We start from the raw sequence: 25,016 nt of genomic DNA, 5'->3' as shown, positions 1-25,016 counted from the left end.
TTTTTTGGTTACTACTTAAATTCTCGATCAAAGAATTGGGTGATTGTTTGGTGTAAGTGCGTTTGTACTTCTTTGCCTCTTAAGCTGTGCTTTGAGCCTGGGTAAGTCATCATGTCAAATGGCTTTACTTTGTCTTGTAGGACTTTGAACATTTTTGTCGCATGAGTGAACAAGACGTTATCATCGGCCATCCCATGGTAAATAAGCAATGGGCCTTTTAAGTTATCGGCGTATGGGAATACAGCGCTGGCTTCATAACCTTTTGCATTAGTTTCTGGGTGACCTAAATAACGCTCTGTGTAATGTGTGTCATACAGTGCCCAATCGGTAACGGGTGCACCTGATACGCCTGCTTGGAAATAATCTCCCGCTTTAAACATGGCCATCAGTGCCATATAGCCACCATAACTATGACCATAAATACCAATGCGATTTGCATCAACGTAATCTAAGGTACGAAGAAACTCAACCCCAGTAATTTGATCGTCTACTTCAACCACACCTAAGTGCTTATAGATAGCGTCTTCAAACTTTTTACCACGGTTATATGAACCTCGATTATCTAGTTGGAATACCACGTACCCTTGCTGAACCATATATTGAAAATATAAGTTTTTGCTGCGCCAGCTATTGGTTACTCGTTGTGCATGTGGGCCACCATAGACATTGACAATAACAGGGTGTTTAACACCTTTTTTCAGCTGAACTGGTTTGAATAAGCGGTAGTTTAAAATTTGGCCGTCATTCGCTGTTAAGGTACCGTACTCTGGGGTGACAAACTGAGGTAAGTATGGTGAAAGTGGGTGGCTATCATCTAATTTATTTTGTTCAAGCCAAGTAATAAATTCACCATTGCTTTTTCGTAGTGCAACAGATGTTGGTTGGTTTACAGATGAAAAGCTATCTATAAAGGATTGATGGTCATCAGCCATCACAACATTATGATAGGAACCTGACTCTGTAATACGAACTATTTTTCCTTCTTTGAATAAAGGGGTGGTGTATAAATGGCTTTCTAACACAGAATCAGCACGGCCAGAAAAGTAAACCAGGCCTTTTGTTTCATCAATGCTTTTTATTCCATCTACAATCCAATCACCTTGAGTTATTTGACGGACTAGTTCGCCATTCACTTTGTATAAATACAGGTGTTTAAAACCATCTCGTTCAGACGCCCAGATGAAATGTTCTTTATCATCTAAAAAGCGTAAATCTTTATGAAGGTTTATCCAGGTCTCACTTTTTTCAGTCAATGCCACTGATTGCTGTTTGTTACTGGTATTATAAAAACGCAATTCAAGAGTTTGCTGAGAGCGGTCTTGCCATTGATAAGATAACGTCTGACTGTCTTTTAACCATTTAGCGCGAGCAATGTAGATGTCTTTATCTGCACCTAAATCTATCCAGTCAATCTGTTGCTTATTCAACGTGACCACACCTAATTGAATATCAACATTTGCTGTTCCAGTAAATGGATAACGTTGATTAAAAAGTTTGACTTCTTCAGCGTAAATTTCATTTCGAATAGCCTCGGCTACAGGGGTTTCATCAACACGAGTGAAAGCTATTTTTGATTCATCGCCCGCCCACCAATAGCCGGTCATACGGCTCATTTCTTCTTGGGCGACAAATTCGGCCATGCCATTTTTAATGACGCCGCCCCCATCTTTAGTGAGCTGAACTTCTTGACCTGAGTTGATATTTAACGCATATAAATTTTGATCACGAATAAACGAAACAAAATTACCTTTAGGCGAGAAGCGTGCATCAGTTTCGAATTGAGGTGTATTGGTGAGCTTTTTGCTTTTTGCATCTTTCAAACTGTAGTAATACAAATCGCCATTAAGAGGAAACAGTAGGGCCGTGCCATCTTTTGACCACGTGTATTCTAAAATACCTTTACCAAATATACGTTGACGTTCACGACGGGCTTTTTCTTCATCAGATAACGACTCAGGCCCAGAAAATAAAGCTTGAGAATCAACTAATAAACGGTTTTTATTGTCTTTTAGGTTATATTCCCACAGGTCGTAACGGTTGTAATCCTCGACCTTACCTTGTAAGTAAGTCACTCGAGAGCCATCAGGAGAAAACTTGAGTTTGACGGGAGCTTTTCCTGATAGACCCGGATCAGAAAAAATACGTTCTATTGAAAGAGGTTGAGCTGAAACTGCATGTGTTGCACCTATCACGGTAAGCGAGAGTGCGAGCAGCGTATTTTTTTTATTCACGTTGCGACCTTGAGCGGATTAAAAGTGTCTTGATGGTAATAGTAAGCAAATTGAACTGCAACAAATTGCTATCAATGACAGGTTGCGGTTAAATAGGCTCTCTTTACCATCAGATATGAATGAGATGTATGAGCCATTTTTCTTTAGCGCCAGAGCTTGAACGTGATTGTGTATTAATTGCCGACTGGCCGCTGTGCCGGGTGTTACTAATGAATGATCAACAATATCCATGGTTTATTTTAGTGCCTAGGATTGCAGGAGCGACAGAGTTCACCGATTTAACCAATGACCAGCAAGCGTTATATTGGCAAGAATCGATGACTTTAAGCAAGTTATTACAGGAGACCTTTAGTCCTGATAAGCTTAATATCGCGGCACTTGGCAACATGGTTTCACAATTACATATTCACCATGTTGTTCGCTATAAAACAGATATTGCTTGGCCTGCACCTGTATGGGGAAAGTTTCCTGCAAGCCCTTATCTGCCAGAAGAAATAGCTAGAATAAAATTATTAATGGCATAAAAAAACTAGGCATTCGCGTGAATGCCTAGTTTGTTAACAAAATGTGCGTAAGTTAGAACTGAAATTTCACACCCATTTTGAATTTACGGCCTAATACATCGTAATTACTCGGAAAGGTATTTCCTGAATTAGAGCTTGTATCACCGGCTTCGTTACCAACAACTGGCGGCTCTTTTTCAAACAAGTTATCAATACCAAAAGTAAACTTGGTGTTTTCGTTAAAGGTATAGCTGGCAAATAAATCAAAGTAGTTATAGCTATCAATTTCTCTAAAAGCTTCGAACACTCCTGCGCGCTCGCCTGGTTCTATTTCAATACTGTCAGAGTGTCTCCATTGTAAAGAAACGGTTGTATCCTCATAGTTCCAAGTTGTACGTTGGATCCATTGCAGCTCCGCTATAGGATCGCATGATGTACCATAGTAACCTTTACAATCAAGCACGCTTTGTGTATCTGAGCTTTGCGTTTCTTGTGTGAGGTATTTATTCGCTGTGCCTGAAAACTCAAGTTGTCCGTAGTCGGTTAAATCGAAAGCGATATTGAAGCCTACCTCGATCCCTTCAGCACGTTGGTATTTCAAGTTTGTTGTGAATTGTTGGATCCCAGCTCCTGCTACGGTTAAATCGCCACCAATTCGCTTGATTTTGGCACATTCGGTTGTGTCACCGAGCACATAACACGAATCGAGAATCTCTTGCGCTGAAAAACTGCCAATGATGTCTTGAATATCAATATCATAATAATCGACTGTTAAAGTTAGCCCTTCGGCAAAATCAAGCTCAGGAGTCCAAACGATACCTGCTGTAAATGTATCTGCTTGTTCTGCACCTGGAGGATTAGCAGGATCGCTCCCTGAAATGACACTGACTTGACCAGACACTACATCTTGAACATTGCCCACTTGTGCATCGCTCATTCCTGTCGAAATACACAATTGACGAAGTGTCGCGTCAATACCGTTAGGATTCCCGACTGAGCAAGGGTCGTATTTTGCGTTATCAAGGCCCGTAACGACAGGGGAGGCGATTTCACCTACATTTGGTGCACGAGTCGCTTGTTGCTGCATGACTCTAAATAACACGGAGTCAATTGGACGCCAATTGAAGCCTAGTTTCCAAGTCTCATTGTTGCCCACTGTATCGTAGTCAGCCCAGCGATAACCGAAACTTAAATCGAGCGATTGGGCTGCTGGTAAATCAGCTAGGATAGGGAGTGCTCCTTCAAGGAAAAACTCATCAACTTTAAAGCCACCTTCGATAGGAAGTTGATTTCCGCCAGCACCACCTTGGCAGCTTGAAGGGGCGAGTTTCAAACACTCATCAGGTTCAAATAAACCTTTTTCGGTACGTGTTTCATAACCAAAACTCATCGCTAAAGGCGCATCAGCTGTGGGTAGTTGTATATATTCAACTGGGCCATTAACAATTACGGTTGCTATTTCTTGACTATACTTTTGTTGCTGCAGAGCAATCGCTTGTGCGTATCCGGCCATTTCTTCCGTGATTGTCCCAAAGCCACCGAATAAGTTGATAGGGACACAGGTTGCATCGCCGTTGTTACAGGTCACGCCATCAAATGTATCGAGCGCATTTTGAATGTTAGTTAAATTGGTATAACCCGCTCTTACAGTTGTTCTATTTGACTCACCATATTGATAATAAGCATCATATTCCCAATCACCAGCGAGTAAACCTCGGGTTCCCACTACAAATTGGAATTGTTCAGAATCATAGCGCTCAGTTCGTGCACCTAATTCTTCTGTCCGTCGACGTAACTGAACTCTTAAGTAGTCATCTTGATCGACTACACCATTCCCATTGATATCTTGCCAGTTACTTGAGTTGAGCAAGTTTGATGCTAATGCGTTATTGCCTGCATCGATCATAAATTGACGAGCTTGAGCGCCAATGAGTGGATTTCGAAGAGGTAAATCAAAGGATGCCCCAAAAGTGCCTGATGGTGCGACTTGAGTATCGACACTGGTATTAGTAAAGCTGAAGTTTGTATAAATTTGATGGTCATCATTCACATCATAATGGGCTAATGCCGTAGCCGAATAACGTTCAGTCGGGGTTTGGTAGAAATTGTAGGGATTAAAGTTAAAGACGCTACACGTATCACTTTGCAGTGAGCCGTCATTTCTGAATTGCCCTGAGGCGCTAGCTCCTCCGCCCACAATCGCAAATCGAGTTGGAATTGAAGTCGTGGATCCGCCTGCGGCAACAGAATTTGGTGCGCTACATTCACTCGGAGCTGGAACTGGCGGCTCACCATTTAAAAATTGTTCATAGTTAGCACCTGACGCAGTATCTATTCCGAGCAAGCCTAAAGGTCGGTCACCCAAACGGACTTCATCTCGTTTCATCCAACTTAACGAAATAGCGGCATTACCTTTACCATCCGCTAGGCTCGAACCTAAAGTTAGAGCAATGCTGCTTTTATCCCCATCATTGTCACCCGTTCTGGCATGTTTAAGATCTAAATCGACCCCCTCAAAATCATTTTTTAAAATGACGTTCACAGCGCCAGCGATAGCATCTGAACCATAAGTAGCTGAGGCGCCACCAGTAACAATATCTATGCTTTTAATGAGCGCACTTGGAATGGTTGATGAGTCAACCGAACCATTATAGTTGTATGGGATCATTCTTCGTCCATCCATCAAAATCAATGAACGTTGTGAACCTAGCCCTCTTAAATCAATGGTCGAGGCACCAGCTGATCCGTTGTTAACGTTACTTCCATCACCAGGAATCGTGGCAGGAAGATTTCTTAGAATTTGCTCAACCTCAGGTTCTTGTTGAAAAGCAAGCTCTTTTTCTCCAATTGAAATAATAGGAGATACTGACTCGGCACCAATTTGCCGAATTCGACTACCGGTTACTGCAATCACTTCGATATCTTTATCTGCTTTGTCTTCTTCAGCGAGGCTGAGTTGACTAAAAACGAGAGCTGGAGTGGATAAGCTACAGAGTAAAGCTAAACGAATGGATTGTGAAAGAGTTGAGTTACGCATTATAAATCCCTGTTATTAATGGTTAATTATTATTAACTTGCGCCTTGATAAAAGGGCAAAGCCCTTCTAGTTGTAGGCAGGGAATGAAGGTTTAGCAAAATATAAGTAGTTGTAATTATGAGTATTATGTAACTTTTTAAATTATTCTGTAATGTTTTTTTTGTAAGTATATGATTTTATTTTATTTAAACTTGGAGTAATCTTCTTGTTTAGACAAATTTTGTTACATTTATTTTGTGTAGTAAATCGAACTTTTTGGATTTTTATAATTAGAGGTTGATAGGTGCAATTTTAATAAAAAGAACTTATCGCTAGGTCATTGTGCTTGAAATTGTTTATGGAGCCTGTTTCTCAGAGAGTGGGTAAAGCTCAATGTGTTGGTTTTAAACTTGGGTAAAAAAACAGGCAAAAAAATAAATCATAAAAAATGATCTTTTTCCTTAACTTTATCGATTTCTTGGTCGATACTTGAGTAAACATAATAAGAATTATCTAGTCCCTTGTTTATTGGGGATTTTGCAATAAGGAACAGGATTTTATGTCAACAGAAAATGCTCTACTTACCATCTTAATTGAAAAAATAAACAACGATACCTTAGTGTTACCTACTTTACCTGAGATTGCAGTTAGAGTGCGTAAAGCGGCTGATGACCCTGAAGTGAACTTGATGGAGATGGCTGATGTTATACAACATGATCCTGCACTTGCTGCACGGATGATTAAGATTGCAAACAGCGCCTTTTTAGGCCGCACCATAAAAGTGTCGACGTTAAACCAAGCTGTAACTCGAATTGGGTTAAGACAAATCAAGAATATTGCAACGGCGATGGCGATGGAGCAATTGTTTGTATCTAAAAACGAAACTGTGAAAGGCTATATGGATAAAGCGTGGCAACGAACGTTAACAGTTGCAGCAAGTGCCATTACTTTATTACAGATGTATCTTAAAGAAAACAAGCGCACGTCTTTAAATATTGACACCATTACTTTAGCTGCACTTGTTTATAACATTGGTGTATTACCTATTTTGACAGAGGCTGAACGCCATGAAGAGGTTTTTGGAAATCCGAGTTTCTTAGCGCATTCTATCCAAAAGCTCGGGGGGAAAATAGGTGGCTCAATTATGCGAGCTTGGGACTTTACGGAAGAATTCGTGGAAGTTGCTGAAAGTTGGTCAAATCCAAATTATCGCCCTGAAAAGCCTTGTTATGTTGACTTTATCCGAATTGGTGCCATAGAGCAGGGGTTATTGCAGGTTTCAGATAAAGAAGCGGCTTTGCAGGTTTACGTTGATAAAGGCATTATTCCATGTTTAACAGTGTTGCAAGACGAAGAATATTTAACAACGCTTGAAGATGTAAAAGCTATATTTGCATAATGAAGTGTTTGTTTAGTAAAAAGGCCGATTAGCTAAGTTAATTGGCCTTTCTTTTGTAAACGTCTAAGCTAATGCATCCTCAGGTTCGCCTAAGCTGTTGATCAACTCTTCAAGGAGTAATTTAATCTCTTCACTGGCCAGTATAAAGTCAGCATCAAGTTTAACCGCCATATCTTCTTTTGGAATATCAGCGTTTTCTTCTTTAAGTGTTTCGGAGTAGTTAAGACGTTTGATTGAACCATCATCTTGGAGCATAAATTTAACGCGTTCACGCCAATCAAAAGCGAGTTTAGTCACTACTTTTCCGTTCTCAAGGTGATTTTTAACTTCATCGGACGCTAAGTCGTGCTGCTTGAGTTTCACTTGTCCGCCATTTTCATCGGCTTCAACTAATTCAGCATCTTGACCAATTGCAAAACCTTCTGGTGGGTTAAATTCAGTTAGCCAGTTGGTTAAAAAAAGCCCTAAATCAAAATTTACAAAAGCGGGGACCACAGGCAAAGTGCCAAGAGATTTACGCAGTAATGCTAATAACTCTTCAGCTTTATTAAAACTACCGCTATTGACCACTAACCAGCCTTTTTCTAAGTCGATAAAAGCAAATTGCAAACTGGATTTTTTAAACGCTTGTGGCAGTAAGCTGTGTAGAAGGTTTTCTTTTAATTCATCTTTTTCTTTTTTCTTTACGGGGCGATTTTCTTCGATTTCAATATGTTCAATTTTTTCAGCTAATAAGTCATTAATCACCGCCGCTGGCAGCACTTTCTCTTCACGTTTAGCACAGACTAAAATTGCATTTTGTGAGAAGTGACTTAAAGATTGCCCATGTTTACCGAAAGCTTTAGTCCAGCCGAAGGTGCTTAAGTCTTGGCTACCACATGGACGAAAGGTATCTTGTTCGAGTGCTTTTTCAAATTCGTCTTGGGCATAACTGATATCTTGCTTAAATTTATAACAAATAAGGTTGCTAAACCACATACTATTTATCCTACTGTTGGTGTGAATTGATGATAGCAATTTTAAACTGTGGCATAAATAATAATGGCGCATAGAGCGCCATTATTATTGATTTAAAAAGTTGGTCAGTTAAATTATTCAGCCAACATAGCCAAGGGGGTTGGCATGTCTTTTGGGAAGCTAATATGGTAAGTCAATCCTTCACCTAGTGTGCTGGTGGCTTCGATGTCTCCGCAGAGAGTTTGTTTAACGAGGTTAAAGCTAATGTGTGTACCTAGTCCACTTCCACCTTGCTCCCGTTTAGTTGTAAAGAAAGGGTCAAAAAGTTTATCGAGCTGTGATTGCTCGACTCCTTTGCCATTATCTTGAAAGATGATATCGACGAGATCTTCAGTTTGGGTAATTTTAATATTAATTGTGCCTTCACTGATCCCTTCAAAACCATGAATAACAGAGTTCATAATTAAGTTGGTGAAGATTTGGCTCACAGCCCCTGCTGGGGTATTTAAAATCAAATCGTCAGGGCAATCAAGATTGATTTTATGCGCCGTTTTTTTCAATTTAGGGTGTAAAGAGCGAATTATTTCACCAAGGTAATCCTTTAAATTAATTGTTCTAACGGCTTCACTGGCTTGATCTACTGCAATTTGTTTAAAACTAGCGACTAACTCTGATGCTCTTTGTAGATTGGTAGTCAGTAAGCTTGTGCTTTGTTTGGCATCGTTAATAAACTCTTCGAGCGCTTTAGGAGATAAGGTTTTATTTTCGTAGGCTTGCTCGACTTGGGCCAAGCGTTCTTCTAAAAATGAGGTTGCGGTGACACCTATCCCTACAGGCGTGTTGATATCATGTGTGATCCCTGCAACAAGACCACCTAAAGCAGCCATTTTTTCGGAACCCACTAAGCGCTCTTGCGCTAAATTCAGTTCATCTAGATAACGCTGAAGGTCATTTTGTTTAGTTATGAGTTCAACTTCTGTATGTTTTCGCCTTTCGACTTCTTCTGTTAAAGTTAATTTTTGTTTTTCAAGTTCATATTTTTGCTGTTGCAAGTCCATCATTGCTTGGCTTAAGTTAGATGTTTTACGAGCAACTTCTTGTTCGAGAAGTAAATTTTGTTGATCAAGTTTCTCGTTACTTTGTAAAAGTTGTTTTTGAGTTGATTCGAGTTGTTTTTTGTAATCGCTTACTTTATCAATTAATTTATTGAAAGATTCTTCCATCACTTTAAGCTCGTTATGCTCGGTGGTGTGGATTTCTAAGCGAGCGCCGTCGAGGTTATCTAATTCAAGTTCTTCAATCTGATTAGTGAGGTCGGTGAGGGGTTCTGTGAGTAATTTTCTAAAAGAGAGCAGGAATAAAATGATTAAAAATGTTGTTTTAATCATTGCATTACCGATCAAAAAGTAGATAGAAATCATGATCCGATCAAGTACGACTTCGCGACTTGAAAACAGCGTCACATCGCCCACTTGGGTTGCTCGACCTGAAAACTCAAAAATAAGCGGAAATGTATATCCAAATAAGCCAGAAGAAGTGGTTTCATCAATAATAGAGGCTTCTTGAACCAATTGTTCACTATATAATTCTCGAATGTCGAGAGAACGCCCGAGCTGAGAAATAATCTCTCCGCCATCGTCACGCACGATAATGCCTTCAATCATCGGAATCGCTAAAAGCCCTTCAGCGATAGTGACTGTTTGTTGGGTGTTTAATTCCCAAATTGCGCGGGTTAAACTGCCTGAAAACGTTTTTTGTAGCGTTGTTAGTTCGTTACGAATATAGTCTTTTGCATTGTAAAACTCTGCAATAACTTGTCCGCATGTCACAATAAACGTTAATAAGAAATAGACAGACAGCACGCTTGTTAATAATCTTTTCGAGAGACTTTTTTGCAACATTGGTTAACCAATACTCCATTGATACGTTTATTTGCGATATTTAATTGCTTTTTAAACTTAGCTAATATATTAAAAAAAATAAATAAATTAATAGATAAAACCCACTTTATTTTGTATTTACAATCAAATACCTCAAAACGGTTTTTTTCTGTAGTGACTATGTTATAACTGTTATTCCCTAAGTCTATTAAAAACAGTTATGTCGTTTCCTATTTTAGTTTGTGATGATTCCATGGTAGCTCGTAAACAGGTCGTGCGATGTTTCAAAGCTAATGAGGACTTTGAAATTCATCAAGCTACCAATGGTAAAGAAGCGGTTGCAATTTTAGCTCAACAAGAAGTAGGTTTACTTTGCCTAGATTTGACGATGCCTGAACTCGATGGCATCGGTGTGTTAGAGTATATCAGAGATTATAAAATAGAGTGCTTTGTTGTGGTTATTTCGGCCGATATTCAACCTGAAATGAAGCAAAGAGTTATGTCACTTGGTGCGCTCACTTTTTTAGAAAAACCGGTCTCGTCTTCCAAACTTCAAGAAACACTGCATAAATTTGGCATTAAATAACACTCTTTAGTGCAGAAAGAAATAAATTATTCCCTTTTTGTGATTGACACTAAGTGTCTGTTTAAGGCAGTCTATTGTCATGAACAAAATTAATTCAGTACTTACCATTATTATTACAACCACCATCCTAACTGGATAGTGGCATAGGTCTGTACGCAAATTTAAAAGGCCTGTGCTCACAACGAGCACAGGCCTTTTTTCGTTTCTGGGGAATGAGGTTATTAAATGAAAGTTATGAAATTTGGGGGATCATCCCTTGCTAATTTTGAATGTTTACAGCAAGTCGCACATTTAGTGAAAGAGTCTGCGTCTGTGCCGGCATTATTAGTGCTATCAGCACCAGGCGGGATGACGGATAGTTTGGTCGAGTTAGTCGATCGTGCTCAAAGTGGGCATGATTATCAGGTTCAATGGGAGGCGTTGACAGCAAGAAGCCTTGAATTAAAACAGCATGTTGAGCAAGCATGTGGCGAGATAAAAAATTGGCCTGACTTTAAAAAGTTAGAGCAAAACTTATCGGGTATATCACTGTTGGGAGTGTGCCCTGAGCCTATTCGTGCTTATGTCATCAGTTTCGGTGAACGTATTAGTGTATCTTTGATGCAGGCGTTATTAAGTGAATTTAATCCGACTTATTTAGAAGCAACGGCCTGTATTACATCGCGTGGTGGTTATTTAGATGCTGAGGCAAGTGTATCGTTAAGTACCGAGCGATTTAATGCTGAAATGGCTAAATCACCTAGCCATATTTATATCATGCCAGGTTTTACAGCGAGTAATGAAGCGGGTGAATTAACGACCCTTGGCCGTAATGGCTCGGATTATTCAGCTGCGATAGCGGCAGCTTGTGTCAAAGCGCAAGTTTGCCAAATTTGGACTGATGTGGATGGTGTATATAGTGCCGATCCTCGTTACATCACCAAAGCCACTAAAATTGATAGTTTGTCTTACAAAGAAGCGATGGAATTATCTTATTTTGGTGCCAAGGTTTTGCACCCTAAGACAATTTTACCTTGCGCAAAAGCGGGGGTACCATGTGAGATAAAAAATACTCATAACCCTGATGCGCCAGGATCGCTAATTAGTGATGTATCTCAAGCTGATGAGCCGGTTAAAGCGCTCTCTAGTTTACAAGATTTAGCAATGCTCACTGTTTCAGGCCCAGGCATGAAGGGGAAAGTAGGAATGGCCGCGCGCGTGTTTACGGCTCTGGCGCAAGATAATGTTTCTATCGTTTTAATTACCCAGTCATCGTGTGAATTTAGTATCAGTTTTTGTGTCCATCAAGCTGATTTAGAATTAGCGCTTGATGCATTACAAAATGCATTTGAGCTTGAATCTCAAGCTGGGCTAATTGAACCTGTGCAAGTGAAGCGCGAATTAGCAATTGTTACATTGGTTGGCGATAACATGAAAGCGCACCGTGGTTTGGCTGCTAAATTTTTTGCATCACTGGCTCAAGCGCAAGTAAATATTGTTGCTATTGCACAAGATTCCACAGAAAGTTCTATTTCGGCAGTGATCGATGGCAGTGTGTGTAATGATGCCGTAAAAGTGTGCCATGAAAACTTTTTCACCCACATTCCATCTATTGATGTGTTTTTACTTGGCTGTGGTTTAGTGGGAGCAGAGTTAATAAAACAGCTTGAGAAACAGCAGCAATGGTTAGAAAAACGCAATATCAAACTCAATCTTTACGGTGTTGCTAATTCACGCCAGTTATTACTTGATGAAAACGGCATCGATTTAACTAATTGGTCAGGTGCATTGGCTGAGTCTCAGCAAGGCTTTGATTTGGCCACAGTAGAAAAGTTTGTTAAAGCTAATCATCTTATAAACCCAGTCATTGTTGATTGTAGCTCGTCAAGTCAGCTCGCAGATCAATACGTTTCTTTTTTGGCAGCTGGTTTTCATGTCGTTGCGGCTAATAAAAAAGCCAACACTTCTTCACAAGCTTATTATCAGCAATTGATGGATACAAGCTTGAAAAATAACCGTAAATTTTTGTACGAAACCAATGTCGGCGCAGGTTTACCTGTCTTAGATAACTTAAAGTTATTATTTAGCGCGGGTGATGAGTTGCTCAGCTTTAGCGGAGTTTTATCTGGTTCATTATCATATATTTTTGGGGCATTAGAAGATGGGCTCAGCTTATCTGAAGCGACGTTACAAGCGAAGAAGAATGGCTTTACCGAACCTGATCCTCGTGATGATTTATCTGGCACAGACGTCGCCCGTAAATTACTGATTATTGCTCGTGAATCAGGTTTAAAATTGGAGTTATCAGACATCGAAGTTGAATCTGTGTTACCAAGTGGATTTGCAGAAGGCGCATCAATCGATGAGTTTATGGCGCAGTTACCTTCATTAGATGAAGTCTTTGGTCAGCGCATTACACAGGCACGAGATGAAGGAAAGGTGTTACGTTATGTGGGGAGTATTGTTGATGGTCACTGTAAAGTAGGCATCGAAGCAGTCGGAGCAGATCATGCCCTTAACGATATTCGCGATGGCGAGAACGCGCTGGCAATACTAAGCCAATACTATCAGCCACGTCCATTTGTGATCAGAGGATATGGTGCCGGCTCTCAGGTAACGGCTGCGGGTGTGTTTTCTGACATTTTAAAAATCGTATCGCGCTAGGAGGGGTTATGTTTGAAGTTTACGCGCCAGCCTCTGTGGGTAATTTTGCGGTTGGATTTGATGCTTTAGGCGCAGCACTAGCGCCTATTGATGGGCAATTATTAGGGGATGTAGTTGCCGTACAAAGTGCGAATAAAGATGAATTTATTTGTAGCGGGGATTATGCACATAAACTGCCTGCAGAGCCATTGGAAAACTTAGCGTATCAATGTTTAGTGCACTTTCGTGAGCATGTTGCACCGAATATGGCTGCGGTTCGGTTAGAGCTTAAAAAGAACTTACCGATAGGATCTGGGCTGGGCTCAAGTGCGTGTTCAGTCGTGGCAACGTTTGCAGCTTTAGATAAATTTGCAGATACACAACTGAGCCAAGTTGAGTTGATTGAGTTGATGGCTGATTTTGAGGCCAAAGTCAGTGGTGGACGTCATTACGATAACATCACTCCTTGTTACCTTGGTGGTTTGCAGCTCACCGGTGATTTAATTCCCAATAAATCGTTATCCTTACCTGTGTGTGATCAATGGTATTACGTGGTGGCGTTTCCGGGCTTTACATTAAATACCGCAAAAGCGCGCGCAGTTTTACCTCAATCTCTATCAATGCACGACAGTGTTGAGTTTGCACAGCGCTTGTCTGCCTTTACGAGCTTGTTGCACACTCAGCAATTTGATGCCGCATTGTCCATTATGGAAGATCGGGTTGCTGAACCTCATCGTGCGGCCTTGATTGAAGGGTTTGCCCAAGCAAAGCAAGCGCTGCCAGAGCTAGGAGCCAAAGCGATGAGTATATCAGGCGCAGGCCCCACTCTTTTTGCTGTGTGTACTGATTTAACCACGGCTCAGCAATGTGCGGACTGGTTAGCTGCAAACTATATAAACGATCAAGGTTTTTGTCATATTTGCCAATTAGATACACTCGGCACTCGCGTATTAGAAAAGGAAGCGTAAGATGTTATTACACAATTTAAAAGACAGTTCAGAGCAAGTGTCGTTCATTCAAGCCGTTAAAACAGGGCTTGGACGCAATCAAGGGGTCTTTTTTCCCGATTCATTAGCGCCACTTACGAATGTCGACGAATTATTAGAGATGGACTTTGTGACGCGAAGTAGCCACATTCTAAAGCACTTAATCGGTGATGAGTTAACTGCAGAGCAAGTGTCTGGGTTGGTTGAGCGTGCATTTAATTTTGATTTGAAATTAGTTGAAGTAGAAAAAAACATTTATTGTTTAGAGTTATTTCATGGCCCCACTTTGGCCTTTAAAGATTTTGGTGGCCGTTTTATGGCAGAGTGTTTAGCTGAGTTCAGCCAAGGCAACAAAACGACAATCTTAACTGCGACAAGTGGTGATACAGGCGCTGCTGTGGCGCATGCTTTTTATAAAAAAGATAATATTGATGTGGTGATTTTATACCCCAAAGGCAAAATTTCGTTGGCGCAGCAAAAGCTGTTCACGACTCTTGGGGAAAATATTCACTGTTATGCGGTTGATGGCAGTTTCGATGATTGCCAAGCCATGGTTAAAGCGGCATTTTTAGATGATGAAATTAAACAGCGTCTCGGTTTGAATTCAGCTAATTCAATTAACATCAGTCGTTTACTGGCTCAAGTGTGTTATTACTTTGAGGCGTTAGCTCGGTTACCTAAAGCCCAACGTGCAAAAGCGCACATTTCGGTGCCAAGTGGTAACTTTGGTAACGTGTGCGCCGCAATGATAGGCGCGGTCATTGGACTGCCTGTTGCAAACTTATCAGCAACAACCAATCAAAATGATACCGTACCTCGCTTTTTAGTCAGTAAAGATTGGTCTCCTAGCGATACAAAAGAATCGTTATCGAATGCAATGGATGTAAGTCGACCCAATAACTGGCCGCGCGTACAACATATGCTCGATAACAACTGGTTCAGTTATGAGCACTTTTTTTCGCATTCAGTAGATGAAGCGAAAACAGAAGAAGTGATGCATCAACTTCAGGATAAAGGTTATTTAGCTGAGCCTCATACCGCCATTGCTTATGAGGGGTTAAAACGTGATTTATCGGAAGAGGGGGTAGGGGTATTTTTAGCGACAGCCCATCCAGCTAAATTTAAAGAAAGTGTTGAACGTATTCTTGAAATTGAGCTAGACATGCCGAAACCATTAGCTGATGCCTTAGCGAAAAACTGTTTAGCGGAGGATTTAGCGAACGATTATCATGTCTTACGCGAGGCGTTACTGATTAAGCTTGCTTAACTTGCAAGATAATTTCAGCCGGCTAAGTCGCCGGCTTTTTTATACCTCTATGTTAGGTTATGGCATAATTCGATTTTTAGCATAATCAAGTATTGTTATGAATTGGTCTGATTTTATTACCGAGCAACAAAGGTTGCCCTATTTAGCCGATACATTGGCGTATGTTGAACAGCGTCGTGCAGAGGGGGTGAAGGTTTTTCCTCCACACGAGCAAGTATTTAATGCGTTTGACAGTACACCATTTTCACAAGTTAGCGTCGTATTACTTGGACAAGATCCTTATCATGGTGAGCATCAAGCACATGGCTTATGCTTTTCGGTCTTACCGGGTATAAAACCGCCGCCGTCTTTAGTGAATATGTATAAAGAATTAGCGACGGATATTCCTGAGTTTTGTATGCCCGACCATGGCTATTTACAAAAGTGGGCAGAGCAAGGCGTGCTAATGCTTAATACCGTATTAACTGTAGAGCAAGGTCTGGCTCACTCTCATAAGCACTTGGGTTGGGAGCGTTTTACGGATGAAGTCATCCATGTGCTCAATGAGCGAGATGAGCCCATTATTTTTGTGCTTTGGGGCGCACATGCGCAAAAAAAAGGTAAAAAAATTAATCGAGAGCGACATACGGTGATCGCTGGACCACACCCATCGCCTTTGTCGGCTTATCGAGGTTTTTTTGGTTGTCAGCATTTTTCTAAAATTAATGAGCAGTTAATTTCCCAAGGTAAACAGCCCATCGATTGGCAAGTGTGACGCTTGGTTGTTTAGTTATTAAAAATGAAAAAGGCTCATGGTGAATGAGCCTGTTAGGATTTAAAAATTTAGTTCTTCCAAACCAATATCGTGTGACCAATCCAAGTCTTGCAGTTCTTTACGCAAACGGTGTTTATCCTTTAACGCTTCAATCTCTCGCCATTTTCTTTTTTGGTTCTTTGCAGAGCTTTTAGCTGGTTTCACTGGATTTTCTAACATTGTTAAGATGTCATCTAGATTATCCATGGTTCACTCCTTTTCATTGGTAATCCCGCAAATAGAAATATCACAACAAGGTCAAAAATAAAACTAATAGATGGCGCAAACGTTACAAAAGTATGAAAGTTTGGTGACTGTGCCGCTCTGGTGGGGATAAAAAGCACTAATCAGAAACACCAAACTGCGGTGTTCCTGATTGGTTATTTGTGCAGCTAAATGTTGATGTGTTTTAGTAATGCTTGAGTGGATGGATCGAGTTGACTGAGATCTTGGCTTTCGAGCGCAGACATTAATGCTTGACCCAGTTGCTTTCCGAGTTCTACACCCCATTGATCAAAACTATTAATGCCAAATAAAACCCCTTGGCAAAATACTTTATGTTCGTACAAAGCTAGTAGCGCACCTAAAGTATAAGGAGACAGTTCATCAATAATTAAGGTGTTTGAACCCGTGTTGCCTGGCATCGCTTTATGTTTGGCAAGTTCAGCCGCTGACCGTTGATCTGTACCTGAAGCGATTAATTCATCAAATGCCTGTTGTGTGGTTTTTCCTTGCATTAATGCTTGTGACTGCGCTAAACAGTTTGCCACCATCATGCTGTGGTGAGCAGGATAAAGCGGATCACCTTTAGCTGGGACAATAAAGTCAATCATGGCTTTTTGTTTGCCTTGGTGCAAAAGCTGCATAAATGAATGCTGGCAGTTTGTGCCCTCAGCGCCCCATAGAATAGGGCCAGAATAGGCGATGTCGTTACCCAGAGCGTTGACAGATTTGCCGTTGCTTTCCATATCGAGCTGCTGCAAATAAGCTGGAAGAGCTTTTAAACCATGGCTGTAAGGTAAAACCATCAAATTTGTATGACCCAGATAGACTTGTTGCCAATAGCCTATCAATGCCAACATAACGGGCATGTTGGCGTCCAGAGGGGCGTCACAAAAATGCTCGTCCATAACTGCTGCGCCAGCAAGTAATGCTTCAAATCCTTCTCGGCCAATCGATAACGCTAGTGGTAAGCCGATTGTAGACCACACAGAGTAACGGCCACCGACAAAGTCCCACAGTGGGAAAATATAATCAGGGCTGATGCCAAAAGCTTGTGCTTGTTCAGGTTTTGCAGTAAGTGCCACCCAATGTTGTTTGATTGCTTGAGCGTCACTAAAGTGCCTTTTGAACCACGACATGACTGCGCCTGCATTCAGTTGCGTCTCGGCTGTTGTCCATGACTTTGAGGCGACAATGACCAAAGTTGTTTCGGGATTAAGCGCAGTAAGCATTTGCTTCACTTGTGCGCCATCGATATTTGCAAGGTAGTGCACATTGATTGCACTGTTGCGTTGTTCTATCAGGGCGCTTTGGAGCATTTTTGGCCCAAAAAAAGAGCCACCAATGCCAATACTAATTACATCAGTGATCCCTTTGCCGGTAAAGCCGAGTAGAGATTGGTTAATAATGCCGTCTACAAAATCAAGCATTCGCCGCTTTGTTTGCTCGATGTCTTTTGCTGTGCGTGCATCTTCTTGACTCAAGCGTTGGCTGTTACGAAGTGCTGTGTGTAATACGGCACGTTGTTCAGTATGATTGATTGCATCACCTCGGAACATCGCATCACGTGCACTCGTGAGGTTTTTATGTTCAGCTAGTGCAATTAAACTCTCGATAGCTTGTTGGTTGAGTGCTTGCTTAGAGTAATCTAAATACAGAGGAGAGACATGTAAGCGGTATGTTTCTGCACGAGTAGGCTGCAACTGAAAAAGCTCCAGTAAATGGAGCTTTTGCACTTCTTGTGCAGCATTTAACAAGCTATTGTGTAAGCTTTGTTCAATGCTGATTTGCGGCATTATTAAATCCTTTGTTTATAGTTTTTTAAAGCAATTTTCAAGGTCAACTTGAGCTGCAGCGAATGCACGAATGCCTTCGGCTAGTTTTTCAGTCGCCATCGCATCTTGATTGTGTAACCATCGGAATTGGCTTTCTGAAAGCGGTGCAGGCTTATCAAATTGTACGCTAAATTGCTCAAGTTGGTAATTTGGGGCCTCGGTCATGGCTTCTAATTCGCTTAATAAAGCAGGGCTGATTGTTAACTTGTCACAACCGCTAAGCGCTAGTATTTCACCTGTGTTACGGAAGCTTGCTCCCATAACAACAGTATCGTAACCATGGGTTTTGTAAAATTCATAAATACTCCGAACGGATCGCACTCCAGGATCTTGGAGTGGATCGGTTGGCTTTTCCATGCCATTTGCGACATGCCAATCAAGAATACGTCCTACAAATGGAGAGATTAGAAAAACGTTAGCATCAGCACAGGCGCGCGCTTGAGCTTGGCTAAATAACAAGGTTAAATTGCACTTAATGCCATCTTTTTCAAGTGCTTCGGCGGCTTTTATGCCTTCCCACGTCGAGGCGATTTTTATTAGGACTTTATCTTGGCTGACACCTTGCTCTTGATACAGCGCTAATAGCTCTTTTGCTTTATTGATCATCGCATCAGTGTCGAATGATAAACGTGCGTCGACTTCGGTCGAGATATAACCTGGAACGACATCGGCGATTTCTTTACCAATTAATACCGCAAAATAGTCACATGCTAGTTCTACTTGCTTGGCTTCATCAGACTGGTTTTCTTTCGCATAGGCCCATGCTTGTTGTAATAAAGGCTGGTAAGCAGCAATTTTACTTGCATTTAATAGCAAAGACGGATTAGTCGTTGCATCTTGTGGTGTGTGTTTTTTAATTTGTTCGATATCACCGGTATCGGCAACAATAGTTGATTGGGCTTTTAAAGCCGCTAAGACTGTGCTCATGGGAGTTCCTCATTCCAAAAAAGACTTAACAACATCATATGTTAAGTTGTTTTGAATATACCTTAATAGATTTATATTGCACTTAAATTAACGCCTTCTCACAGGTCAAATGTCCGTACTGATTACAAAATAATCCGTCATCACAGTGTGAATAGAAATGAGAGGAAAAAGCAGTGTAAAAATGCCAATTTAACATGGAGGCTTACCTGCAAACAAGAGAAAAGCAGTCGACAATGTCAGATGATAATTTTAATAAATCTGGCACAAAAGCGTGATTTTAGCGCTAATAAATGTTGAAATTGTGCCCATATACTCTTTAAGTAAATAAGCGATTATGATCACCGTTATTTCTCCTGCGAAAAATTTAGATTTTGAGACACCGATTGCGACCACTGAATTTTCTCAACCCGAGTTTTTAGACCAAAGTGCGCAACTTATCGAAGTGTGTCGACAATTAGCACCGGCCGAGCTAAGCAGTTTAATGAAAATTAGCGATAAATTAGCAGGGTTAAATGCCGCGCGTTTTAGTGAGTGGTCGATGCCTTTTACCCCGCAAAATGCCCGCCCCGCCTTGTTTGCATTTAATGGAGATGTTTACGGTGGCTTAGATGCACACTCAATGGATGAAACCCATCTTGCTTATGCACAAGCTCATTTGCGAATTTTGTCTGGGTTGTATGGCCTTTTAAAACCATTGGATTTAATGCAAGCTTACCGCTTAGAAATGGGGACTCGCTTGGCAAATGAGCGAGGGAGTAACCTATATCAATTTTGGGGCAAAGTCTTAGCTGAAAAACTCAATGGTGTGTTAGTTGAGAATAACACTGAGTTGCTAGTGAACTTGGCTTCTAATGAGTACTTTAAAGCTGTTGATAAAAAAGCTTTTAACGGTACGATTATCACGCCGATTTTTAAAGATTGTAAAAATGGGCAATATAAAGTGATTAGTTTTTATGCCAAAAAAGCACGCGGTATGATGGCGCGATACATCATAGATGGTCAAATTACGTCGTTAGAGGCATTGCAGCAGTTTGATTGTGAAGGGTATTACTTTAGCCCGGAGCAAACAAGCAAAGATCACGAACCGGTATTCTTGCGAGCTGAACAATAAAATAACAATGAAACAACGCGACAAGAAGTCGCGTTTTTTGTGTCGTTCACTGCGTTAAATCTATTCGTTCGGCTCAGATTAAAAAAGCATGAACGCATTTCTTTTAGTTATAAAAACTGTCCTAAATTCGATACAAGCAAGGCTCATTTCAGTATTAATTTGAGTAAATACTCTTGAGTAATCTCGATATTTAGCTGTTTAATTGACGAGTTTGTAAAATTATCGGTACATAGTCAGACTCTTTGAAAGAGTGGGTGAGTGTGCAAAATATAAAATTGACAGCGTTATCATTTGTTGCTTTTTTAGGTGTGTGAATATTTTGTAACGTTATTCGCAAAAGCTAAAAAAACATAATTAATTAACATTGGAGTTGCAACAAATGAGCAAGTACAACACAGTTAAGTTTCGTAAAAATGCTATTTTAATGGCGCTACTTGGTGGGGTGGGGTTCCATAGCATCGCATCGGAGCAGCAAAATGAGCCAGCGGGTAAAGAGCGATTTATTGTTCAGTATAAAATGAATCAGGTCTTTGAACTTAACCAAAGCACTTCTGCTCATCAGCTTGCGACAATGAAGCAAAATATGGCGCAATCAATTGCTGCGTCTGTGCAGGCTGAGGTGGTGCAAGCATTACCTTCTATCAATGGTGTGGCATTGGCGCTTAGCGCTGAGCAAAAAACTTTGCTTCAAAACAATCCAAATGTAGCCAGTATCGAAGTGGATCCCAAACGCTATTTATCAGCCGAAAGTACGCCTTATGGCATTAATATGGTGCAAGCCAAGCTACTATCGGATGCGATGAGTGGTAATCGTAAAGTTTGTATCATGGACACGGGTTATACGTTAAATCACCCAGATTTACCGAACTCAGGTGTGACTGGTGATGATGGTTATGGCAGTAATGATACCGGTAATTGGTATAACGATGGCAATGGCCATGGCACGCATGTGGCCGGTACAATCGCGGCTATCGGTGGAAATAACCAAGGTGTAGTTGGGGTGAATCCATCGGGGCAATTAGGCCTTCACATTGTTAAAGTGTTTAACGATCAAGGACGTTGGGCATATGGCTCAGATTTAATTAAAGCCATTAGTCAATGTCAGGCAGCAGGCGCGAATATTACCTCGATGAGTTTAGGTGGTGGTGGTTCATCGAGTGCGGAGCGCCAAGCATTTGCAAATAGTTATGCGCAAGGCATGCTCCATATTGCAGCAGCAGGGAACGATGGAAATAGCTCTTTGAGTTACCCAGCATCGTATGATTCTGTTGTATCTGTTGCAGCTGTAGATAGCTCAGAGAACAAAGCGTCATTTTCACAGTTTAATAATCAAGTTGAAATTGCTGCCCCAGGTGTTGGGGTGAATTCAACTTGGAACAACAATGGCTATAAAAGTATTAGCGGTACGTCGATGGCTACCCCACATGTTTCGGGTGTTGCGGCATTAGTGTGGAGCAATAATGTTAGTTGTAGTAATCAACAAGTTCGCGATGCACTCAATGCCACGGCAAAAGATAAAGGCGCATCAGGGCGCGATACTTCTTATGGTTATGGTATTGTGCAAGCAAAAGCGGCCTCTGATTATTTAGCGAACGATTGTGGAAGCGGTGGTGGGACAGATAAAGCGCCAGTCGCGTTGTTCAGTGTTAAAGTGACTGGCAATCAAGCGTCTTTTAATAACCAGTCATCAGACGATAAAGGTATTGTCAGCTACGCTTGGCAATTTGGCGACGCTGCTAACTCGACTTCGACCCAGAAAAACCCTAGCTTTACTTATACTCTTGATGGCCGATATACGGTCAACCTTACTGTCACAGATACCGCCGAACAATCATCCACGTATTCACAACAAGTGACTATTAATACCGATCCAAATAAGGGCTGTGATGGTTTAGCAGCGTGGAATCCGTCCACAGCTTATAAAGTCGGCGACAATGTGGCTTATAACGAAAAACAGTATGAAGCGACTTGGTGGTCCACTGGAGCAAACCCAGAAGTGTTTAGTAATGTTTGGAAACGTGTTGGAAACTGTAATGGGGGAGGGGGTCAAACCAATCAAGCGCCAGCAGCAAACTTTAGTTTTAACACTCAGCAATTAGCCGTTAGTTTTAGCGACAGCTCTACGGATGATAAGGGCGTGGTCAGCCATGCTTGGACATTTGGCGATGGAGCCAGCTCTTCACAAGCTTCTCCCAATCATACGTATGCGCAAGCTGGCACGTATTCTGTGACCTTGACGGTAAAAGATGCGGAAGGATTGCAAGCTACTAAATCGCGGCAAGTAAATGTGAGTGAGTCACAGCAAGGATGCGCTGGTTTGGTGGCTTGGTCTGCAGGTGCAGTTTATGTAGCAGGCGATCAAGTCGCTCATCAAAATATTAAGTACACGGCAAATTGGTGGACTCGAGGAGACAACCCCGCCGATAACTCAGGCCAACATAATATATGGGCTGATAATGGTGGTTGTAATTAACCCCATCGTTGGATAAAGATTGTTAACGTAGAAACAAACAAAGGGCTCTGTGAGCCCTTTTTTGTAAATTAAATCACAAAAAACGTTACTTTTTTGCTTTTTTCTTAAGCTTTTTTTTCGCTTTCATTTTAATGGGATCTTTACGTTTTTTAGCTGGTGGCTTAGCCTCTTTATGCATAGCTTCAAGGCCTTTGATATTACGGCGCTTTAACTTCTGCTCAGTGTAACGTTCGATTTTTTTCAATATGCCGACATCGTGAGCTTCAACTAATGAAATAGCGATGCCTTTTTTACCCGCACGACCAGTTCGACCAATACGATGCACATAGACATCCGCACTGCGTGGCATGTCATAGTTAACCACATGGCTGATATCATCAACATCGATCCCACGCGCGGCAACATCGGTCGCGACCAGTATATTCATACGGCCAGCTTGGAAGTTTGCCATGGCAGCCATGCGTTTATCTTGTGGCATTTCACCACGAAGCCATGCTGTTTTTATATCGCGAGCTACTAATTGACCAACTAACTCTTCGAGCTTTTCACGTGTTTTGACAAACACGATGGCTTTGCTCATGTCTTCGGCTTTCAAAATGGCTTCGAGTAAATCGAGTTTGTGCTCACGGGAGTCAGCTAAATGAACCCACTGCAAAATTTTACCTTGTTCTTTGCGTGAGCTTTCAGCTTCAAGGAGTGCGGGATCGTTAAGAATTTTGTCGGCAAAACGCTCAACACTGTCGCCTTCAAGGGTGGCTGAAAATAAGAAACATTGGCGACGATTGGTCGCTTCATCACAAATTTTCATCATTTCGTTTCGAAAGCCCATGTCAAGCATACGGTCGGCTTCATCTAAAATAAGAATTTCGACATTTTCAGCATGAAACTCTTCAGTTTTCATGTAGTCCATTAAGCGACCCGGTGTCGCGATCAGAATGTCGTTATTTTTTTCAAAAATGTCTTTATGACTACCGTAGTTAATCCCGCCGGTCACGACCCCGATTTTTAAATGCGTATTAGCAGCAAACAGCACGCACTGCTCATGGATCTGGTAGGCCAGCTCACGAGTTGGAGTCATAATTAATATGCGAGCAAAACCAGGATCTCGACGAGGAAAATCAAGTAAATACTGGATAGAAGGCAGTAAAAACGCTGCCGTTTTACCTGTACCCGTTGGGGCTGAGGCTAGAATATCACGACCCGCCATTGCTTCAGGAATGGCTAGCTGTTGAATGCTAGTAGGGGTTTTGTAACCCGCTTTTTCTACTGCATTAATAATTTTTTGATCAAGATCCAAGTCGGCAAATTGCATAAGACATCATAAATAAAGGACAATTAGCTGTTATTATACTTGGCTTGGTTCGTTATACCAATTGTATTGTGCAGCATTTAAGAGGTTCGTTTGTCAGGTTTTCAATTTAAACAGTTTCATGTCAACCATTCTGATGTCGCAATGAAGGTTGGTACCGATGGGATTTTACTGGGAGCTTGGACTCACGTAGAAAGCGCTCAGAAAATACTCGATATAGGTGCGGGGAGTGGGTTAATTAGCCTAATGCTTAAACAACGTAATCCAACGGCGAGTGTCACTGCGATTGAAATTGATTCAAAAGCTGCGTTTCAGGCTAAAGAAAATATAGCCCAGAGCCCGTGGCCCAGTATCGATGTGATTGAACACGATATTAAAACGCTACAAACAGCGAGACAGTTTGATCTTATTGTCTCAAATCCGCCTTTTTTTCAAAGCAGTTTAAAAGGCCCCAATGTAGCCAGAAATACCGCTCGCCATACAGATAGTTTAAATTTTACCGATTTGTTTGACGCTTTTTACCGACTAGGTACACTCGAGGCTAAATTAGCCTTAGTCTTGCCAGCTGAAAACTTAGCTCAGATTAATACACTCTCGATTGAATATGGTTTTTGTTTAAGTCGTATTACCTATGTGAAAACCACTCCAAAAAAACCAGTCAAAAGAGTACTGATAGAAGTGAGTAAGCGAGAGGCAACCTGCTTTGAGGATGAATTAACGATACATCAAGGTGATGGCTATCACCCTGATTATATAAAGTTATGTAAAGATTTTTATTTGAAGATGTAAAAAATATTCTGTTGTTTCTGTTTCTGTTTCTGTTTCTGTTTCTGTTTCTGTTTCTGTTTCTGTTTCTGTTTCTGTTATGGTAAATTCGTTCTTTTAAAATAATAAATTAA

At 41.1% G+C, this 25,016-nt stretch carries 18 protein-coding genes; 10 read left to right on the top strand and 8 right to left on the bottom strand.

Translation table 11 applies throughout. The features are described from left to right. Positions 1 to 11: 11 nt before the first annotated feature. Positions 12 to 2,213, bottom strand: a complete 2,202-nt coding sequence (locus AC3KVK_RS12540; protein WP_490311667.1) for a S9 family peptidase — start codon at positions 2,211 to 2,213, stop codon at positions 12 to 14. 146 nt (positions 2,214 to 2,359) lie between these two features. Here AC3KVK_RS12540 and AC3KVK_RS12535 point away from each other — a divergent pair, with 146 nt between their 5' ends. Continuing rightward, on the top strand, positions 2,360 to 2,755 hold the full coding sequence (locus AC3KVK_RS12535; RefSeq protein ID WP_490311512.1) for an HIT domain-containing protein: 396 nt from the start codon (positions 2,360 to 2,362) through the stop codon (positions 2,753 to 2,755). A 52-nt stretch (positions 2,756 to 2,807) separates the two neighbouring features. Here the strand turns inward: AC3KVK_RS12535 and AC3KVK_RS12530 are convergent, their stop codons facing one another. Then, positions 2,808 to 5,771 (bottom strand): TonB-dependent receptor domain-containing protein, encoded by a 2,964-nt coding sequence (locus AC3KVK_RS12530; protein WP_490311511.1) that lies wholly within the window; start codon positions 5,769 to 5,771, stop codon positions 2,808 to 2,810. A 538-nt stretch (positions 5,772 to 6,309) separates the two neighbouring features. Here AC3KVK_RS12530 and AC3KVK_RS12525 point away from each other — a divergent pair. Further along, positions 6,310 to 7,149 (top strand): HDOD domain-containing protein, encoded by an 840-nt coding sequence (locus AC3KVK_RS12525; RefSeq protein ID WP_490311510.1) that lies wholly within the window; start codon positions 6,310 to 6,312, stop codon positions 7,147 to 7,149. Between the two features lie 63 nt (positions 7,150 to 7,212). Here the strand turns inward: AC3KVK_RS12525 and rdgC are convergent, their stop codons facing one another. Continuing rightward, positions 7,213 to 8,127, bottom strand: coding sequence for a recombination-associated protein RdgC (gene rdgC / locus AC3KVK_RS12520; RefSeq protein WP_490311509.1), 915 nt, complete (start codon positions 8,125 to 8,127; stop codon positions 7,213 to 7,215). Positions 8,128 to 8,240: 113 nt separating this feature from the next. Beyond that, complete coding sequence (locus AC3KVK_RS12515) at positions 8,241 to 10,007, bottom strand: sensor histidine kinase (protein ID WP_490311508.1); 1,767 nt, start codon at positions 10,005 to 10,007, stop codon at positions 8,241 to 8,243. Positions 10,008 to 10,206: 199 nt separating this feature from the next. Between AC3KVK_RS12515 and AC3KVK_RS12510 the strand changes: the two genes are divergently transcribed. From AC3KVK_RS12510 to ung, 5 genes are all read left to right on the top strand, one after another. After that, on the top strand, positions 10,207 to 10,572 hold the full coding sequence (locus AC3KVK_RS12510) for a response regulator (RefSeq protein WP_490311507.1): 366 nt from the start codon (positions 10,207 to 10,209) through the stop codon (positions 10,570 to 10,572). A gap of 225 nt (positions 10,573 to 10,797) precedes the next feature. Beyond that, positions 10,798 to 13,215 (top strand): bifunctional aspartate kinase/homoserine dehydrogenase I, encoded by a 2,418-nt coding sequence (thrA, locus tag AC3KVK_RS12505; protein ID WP_490311506.1) that lies wholly within the window; start codon positions 10,798 to 10,800, stop codon positions 13,213 to 13,215. 8 nt (positions 13,216 to 13,223) lie between these two features. Then, positions 13,224 to 14,162 (top strand): homoserine kinase, encoded by a 939-nt coding sequence (gene thrB / locus AC3KVK_RS12500; protein ID WP_490311505.1) that lies wholly within the window; start codon positions 13,224 to 13,226, stop codon positions 14,160 to 14,162. Between the two features lies 1 nt (position 14,163). Beyond that, entirely contained in the window at positions 14,164 to 15,447 is a 1,284-nt protein-coding gene (thrC, locus tag AC3KVK_RS12495) for a threonine synthase (protein ID WP_490311504.1), read from the top strand. Positions 15,448 to 15,544: 97 nt separating this feature from the next. Further along, entirely contained in the window at positions 15,545 to 16,201 is a 657-nt protein-coding gene (gene ung / locus AC3KVK_RS12490) for a uracil-DNA glycosylase (protein ID WP_490311503.1), read from the top strand. Between the two features lie 60 nt (positions 16,202 to 16,261). Here ung and AC3KVK_RS12485 read toward each other — a convergent pair whose 3' ends face one another. The 3 genes from AC3KVK_RS12485 to tal form a co-directional block, all read right to left on the bottom strand. Then, on the bottom strand, positions 16,262 to 16,447 hold the full coding sequence (locus AC3KVK_RS12485) for a DUF3545 family protein (RefSeq protein WP_086742575.1): 186 nt from the start codon (positions 16,445 to 16,447) through the stop codon (positions 16,262 to 16,264). A gap of 185 nt (positions 16,448 to 16,632) precedes the next feature. Continuing rightward, complete coding sequence (gene pgi, locus AC3KVK_RS12480; RefSeq protein ID WP_490311502.1) at positions 16,633 to 18,258, bottom strand: glucose-6-phosphate isomerase; 1,626 nt, start codon at positions 18,256 to 18,258, stop codon at positions 16,633 to 16,635. A gap of 15 nt (positions 18,259 to 18,273) precedes the next feature. Further along, entirely contained in the window at positions 18,274 to 19,224 is a 951-nt protein-coding gene (gene tal / locus AC3KVK_RS12475; RefSeq protein ID WP_490311501.1) for a transaldolase, read from the bottom strand. 334 nt (positions 19,225 to 19,558) lie between these two features. Between tal and yaaA the strand changes: the two genes are divergently transcribed. Beyond that, the gene (yaaA, locus tag AC3KVK_RS12470; protein WP_490311500.1) at positions 19,559 to 20,335 is read left to right on the top strand and encodes a peroxide stress protein YaaA; all 777 of its coding nucleotides are present in this window, start codon (positions 19,559 to 19,561) and stop codon (positions 20,333 to 20,335) included. Between the two features lie 379 nt (positions 20,336 to 20,714). After that, entirely contained in the window at positions 20,715 to 22,808 is a 2,094-nt protein-coding gene (locus AC3KVK_RS12465) for a S8 family serine peptidase (protein ID WP_490311499.1), read from the top strand. Positions 22,809 to 22,893: 85 nt separating this feature from the next. Here the strand turns inward: AC3KVK_RS12465 and srmB are convergent, their stop codons facing one another. Further along, positions 22,894 to 24,120 carry an ATP-dependent RNA helicase SrmB gene (gene srmB / locus AC3KVK_RS12460; protein WP_490311498.1) on the bottom strand — a complete coding sequence of 409 codons (1,227 nt, stop codon included), beginning with the start codon at positions 24,118 to 24,120 and terminating at the stop codon, positions 22,894 to 22,896. A gap of 90 nt (positions 24,121 to 24,210) precedes the next feature. On the opposite strand from srmB, the gene AC3KVK_RS12455 reads away from it, so the two are divergent. Next, the gene (locus AC3KVK_RS12455) at positions 24,211 to 24,906 is read left to right on the top strand and encodes a tRNA1(Val) (adenine(37)-N6)-methyltransferase (protein WP_490311497.1); all 696 of its coding nucleotides are present in this window, start codon (positions 24,211 to 24,213) and stop codon (positions 24,904 to 24,906) included. Positions 24,907 to 25,016 lie beyond the last annotated feature (110 nt).

This window comes from Pseudoalteromonas sp. J2K-J979, from assembly GCF_058169715.2.
The sequence above is the reverse complement of the archived record's forward strand: the minus strand, read 5'-3'. Positions and strand labels throughout refer to the sequence as shown.

Excerpts from the sequence above, each read along its gene's own strand:
- srmB (WP_490311498.1), bottom strand. The coding sequence starts at position 24,120 with ATGCAATTTGCCGACTTGGATCTTGATCAAAAAATTATTAATGCAGTA.
- AC3KVK_RS12530 (WP_490311511.1), bottom strand. The coding sequence starts at position 5,771 with ATGCGTAACTCAACTCTTTCACAATCCATTCGTTTAGCTTTACTCTGT.
- AC3KVK_RS12535 (WP_490311512.1), top strand. The coding sequence starts at position 2,360 with ATGAGCCATTTTTCTTTAGCGCCAGAGCTTGAACGTGATTGTGTATTA.
- yaaA (WP_490311500.1), top strand. The coding sequence starts at position 19,559 with ATGATCACCGTTATTTCTCCTGCGAAAAATTTAGATTTTGAGACACCG.
- AC3KVK_RS12465 (WP_490311499.1), top strand. The coding sequence starts at position 20,715 with ATGAGCAAGTACAACACAGTTAAGTTTCGTAAAAATGCTATTTTAATG.
- thrC (WP_490311504.1), top strand. The coding sequence starts at position 14,164 with ATGTTATTACACAATTTAAAAGACAGTTCAGAGCAAGTGTCGTTCATT.
- thrB (WP_490311505.1), top strand. The coding sequence starts at position 13,224 with ATGTTTGAAGTTTACGCGCCAGCCTCTGTGGGTAATTTTGCGGTTGGA.
- rdgC (WP_490311509.1), bottom strand. The coding sequence starts at position 8,127 with ATGTGGTTTAGCAACCTTATTTGTTATAAATTTAAGCAAGATATCAGT.
- ung (WP_490311503.1), top strand. The coding sequence starts at position 15,545 with ATGAATTGGTCTGATTTTATTACCGAGCAACAAAGGTTGCCCTATTTA.
- thrA (WP_490311506.1), top strand. The coding sequence starts at position 10,798 with ATGAAAGTTATGAAATTTGGGGGATCATCCCTTGCTAATTTTGAATGT.
- AC3KVK_RS12510 (WP_490311507.1), top strand. The coding sequence starts at position 10,207 with ATGTCGTTTCCTATTTTAGTTTGTGATGATTCCATGGTAGCTCGTAAA.
- pgi (WP_490311502.1), bottom strand. The coding sequence starts at position 18,258 with ATGCCGCAAATCAGCATTGAACAAAGCTTACACAATAGCTTGTTAAAT.
- AC3KVK_RS12525 (WP_490311510.1), top strand. The coding sequence starts at position 6,310 with ATGTCAACAGAAAATGCTCTACTTACCATCTTAATTGAAAAAATAAAC.
- AC3KVK_RS12485 (WP_086742575.1), bottom strand. The coding sequence starts at position 16,447 with ATGGATAATCTAGATGACATCTTAACAATGTTAGAAAATCCAGTGAAA.
- AC3KVK_RS12515 (WP_490311508.1), bottom strand. The coding sequence starts at position 10,007 with ATGTTGCAAAAAAGTCTCTCGAAAAGATTATTAACAAGCGTGCTGTCT.
- tal (WP_490311501.1), bottom strand. The coding sequence starts at position 19,224 with ATGAGCACAGTCTTAGCGGCTTTAAAAGCCCAATCAACTATTGTTGCC.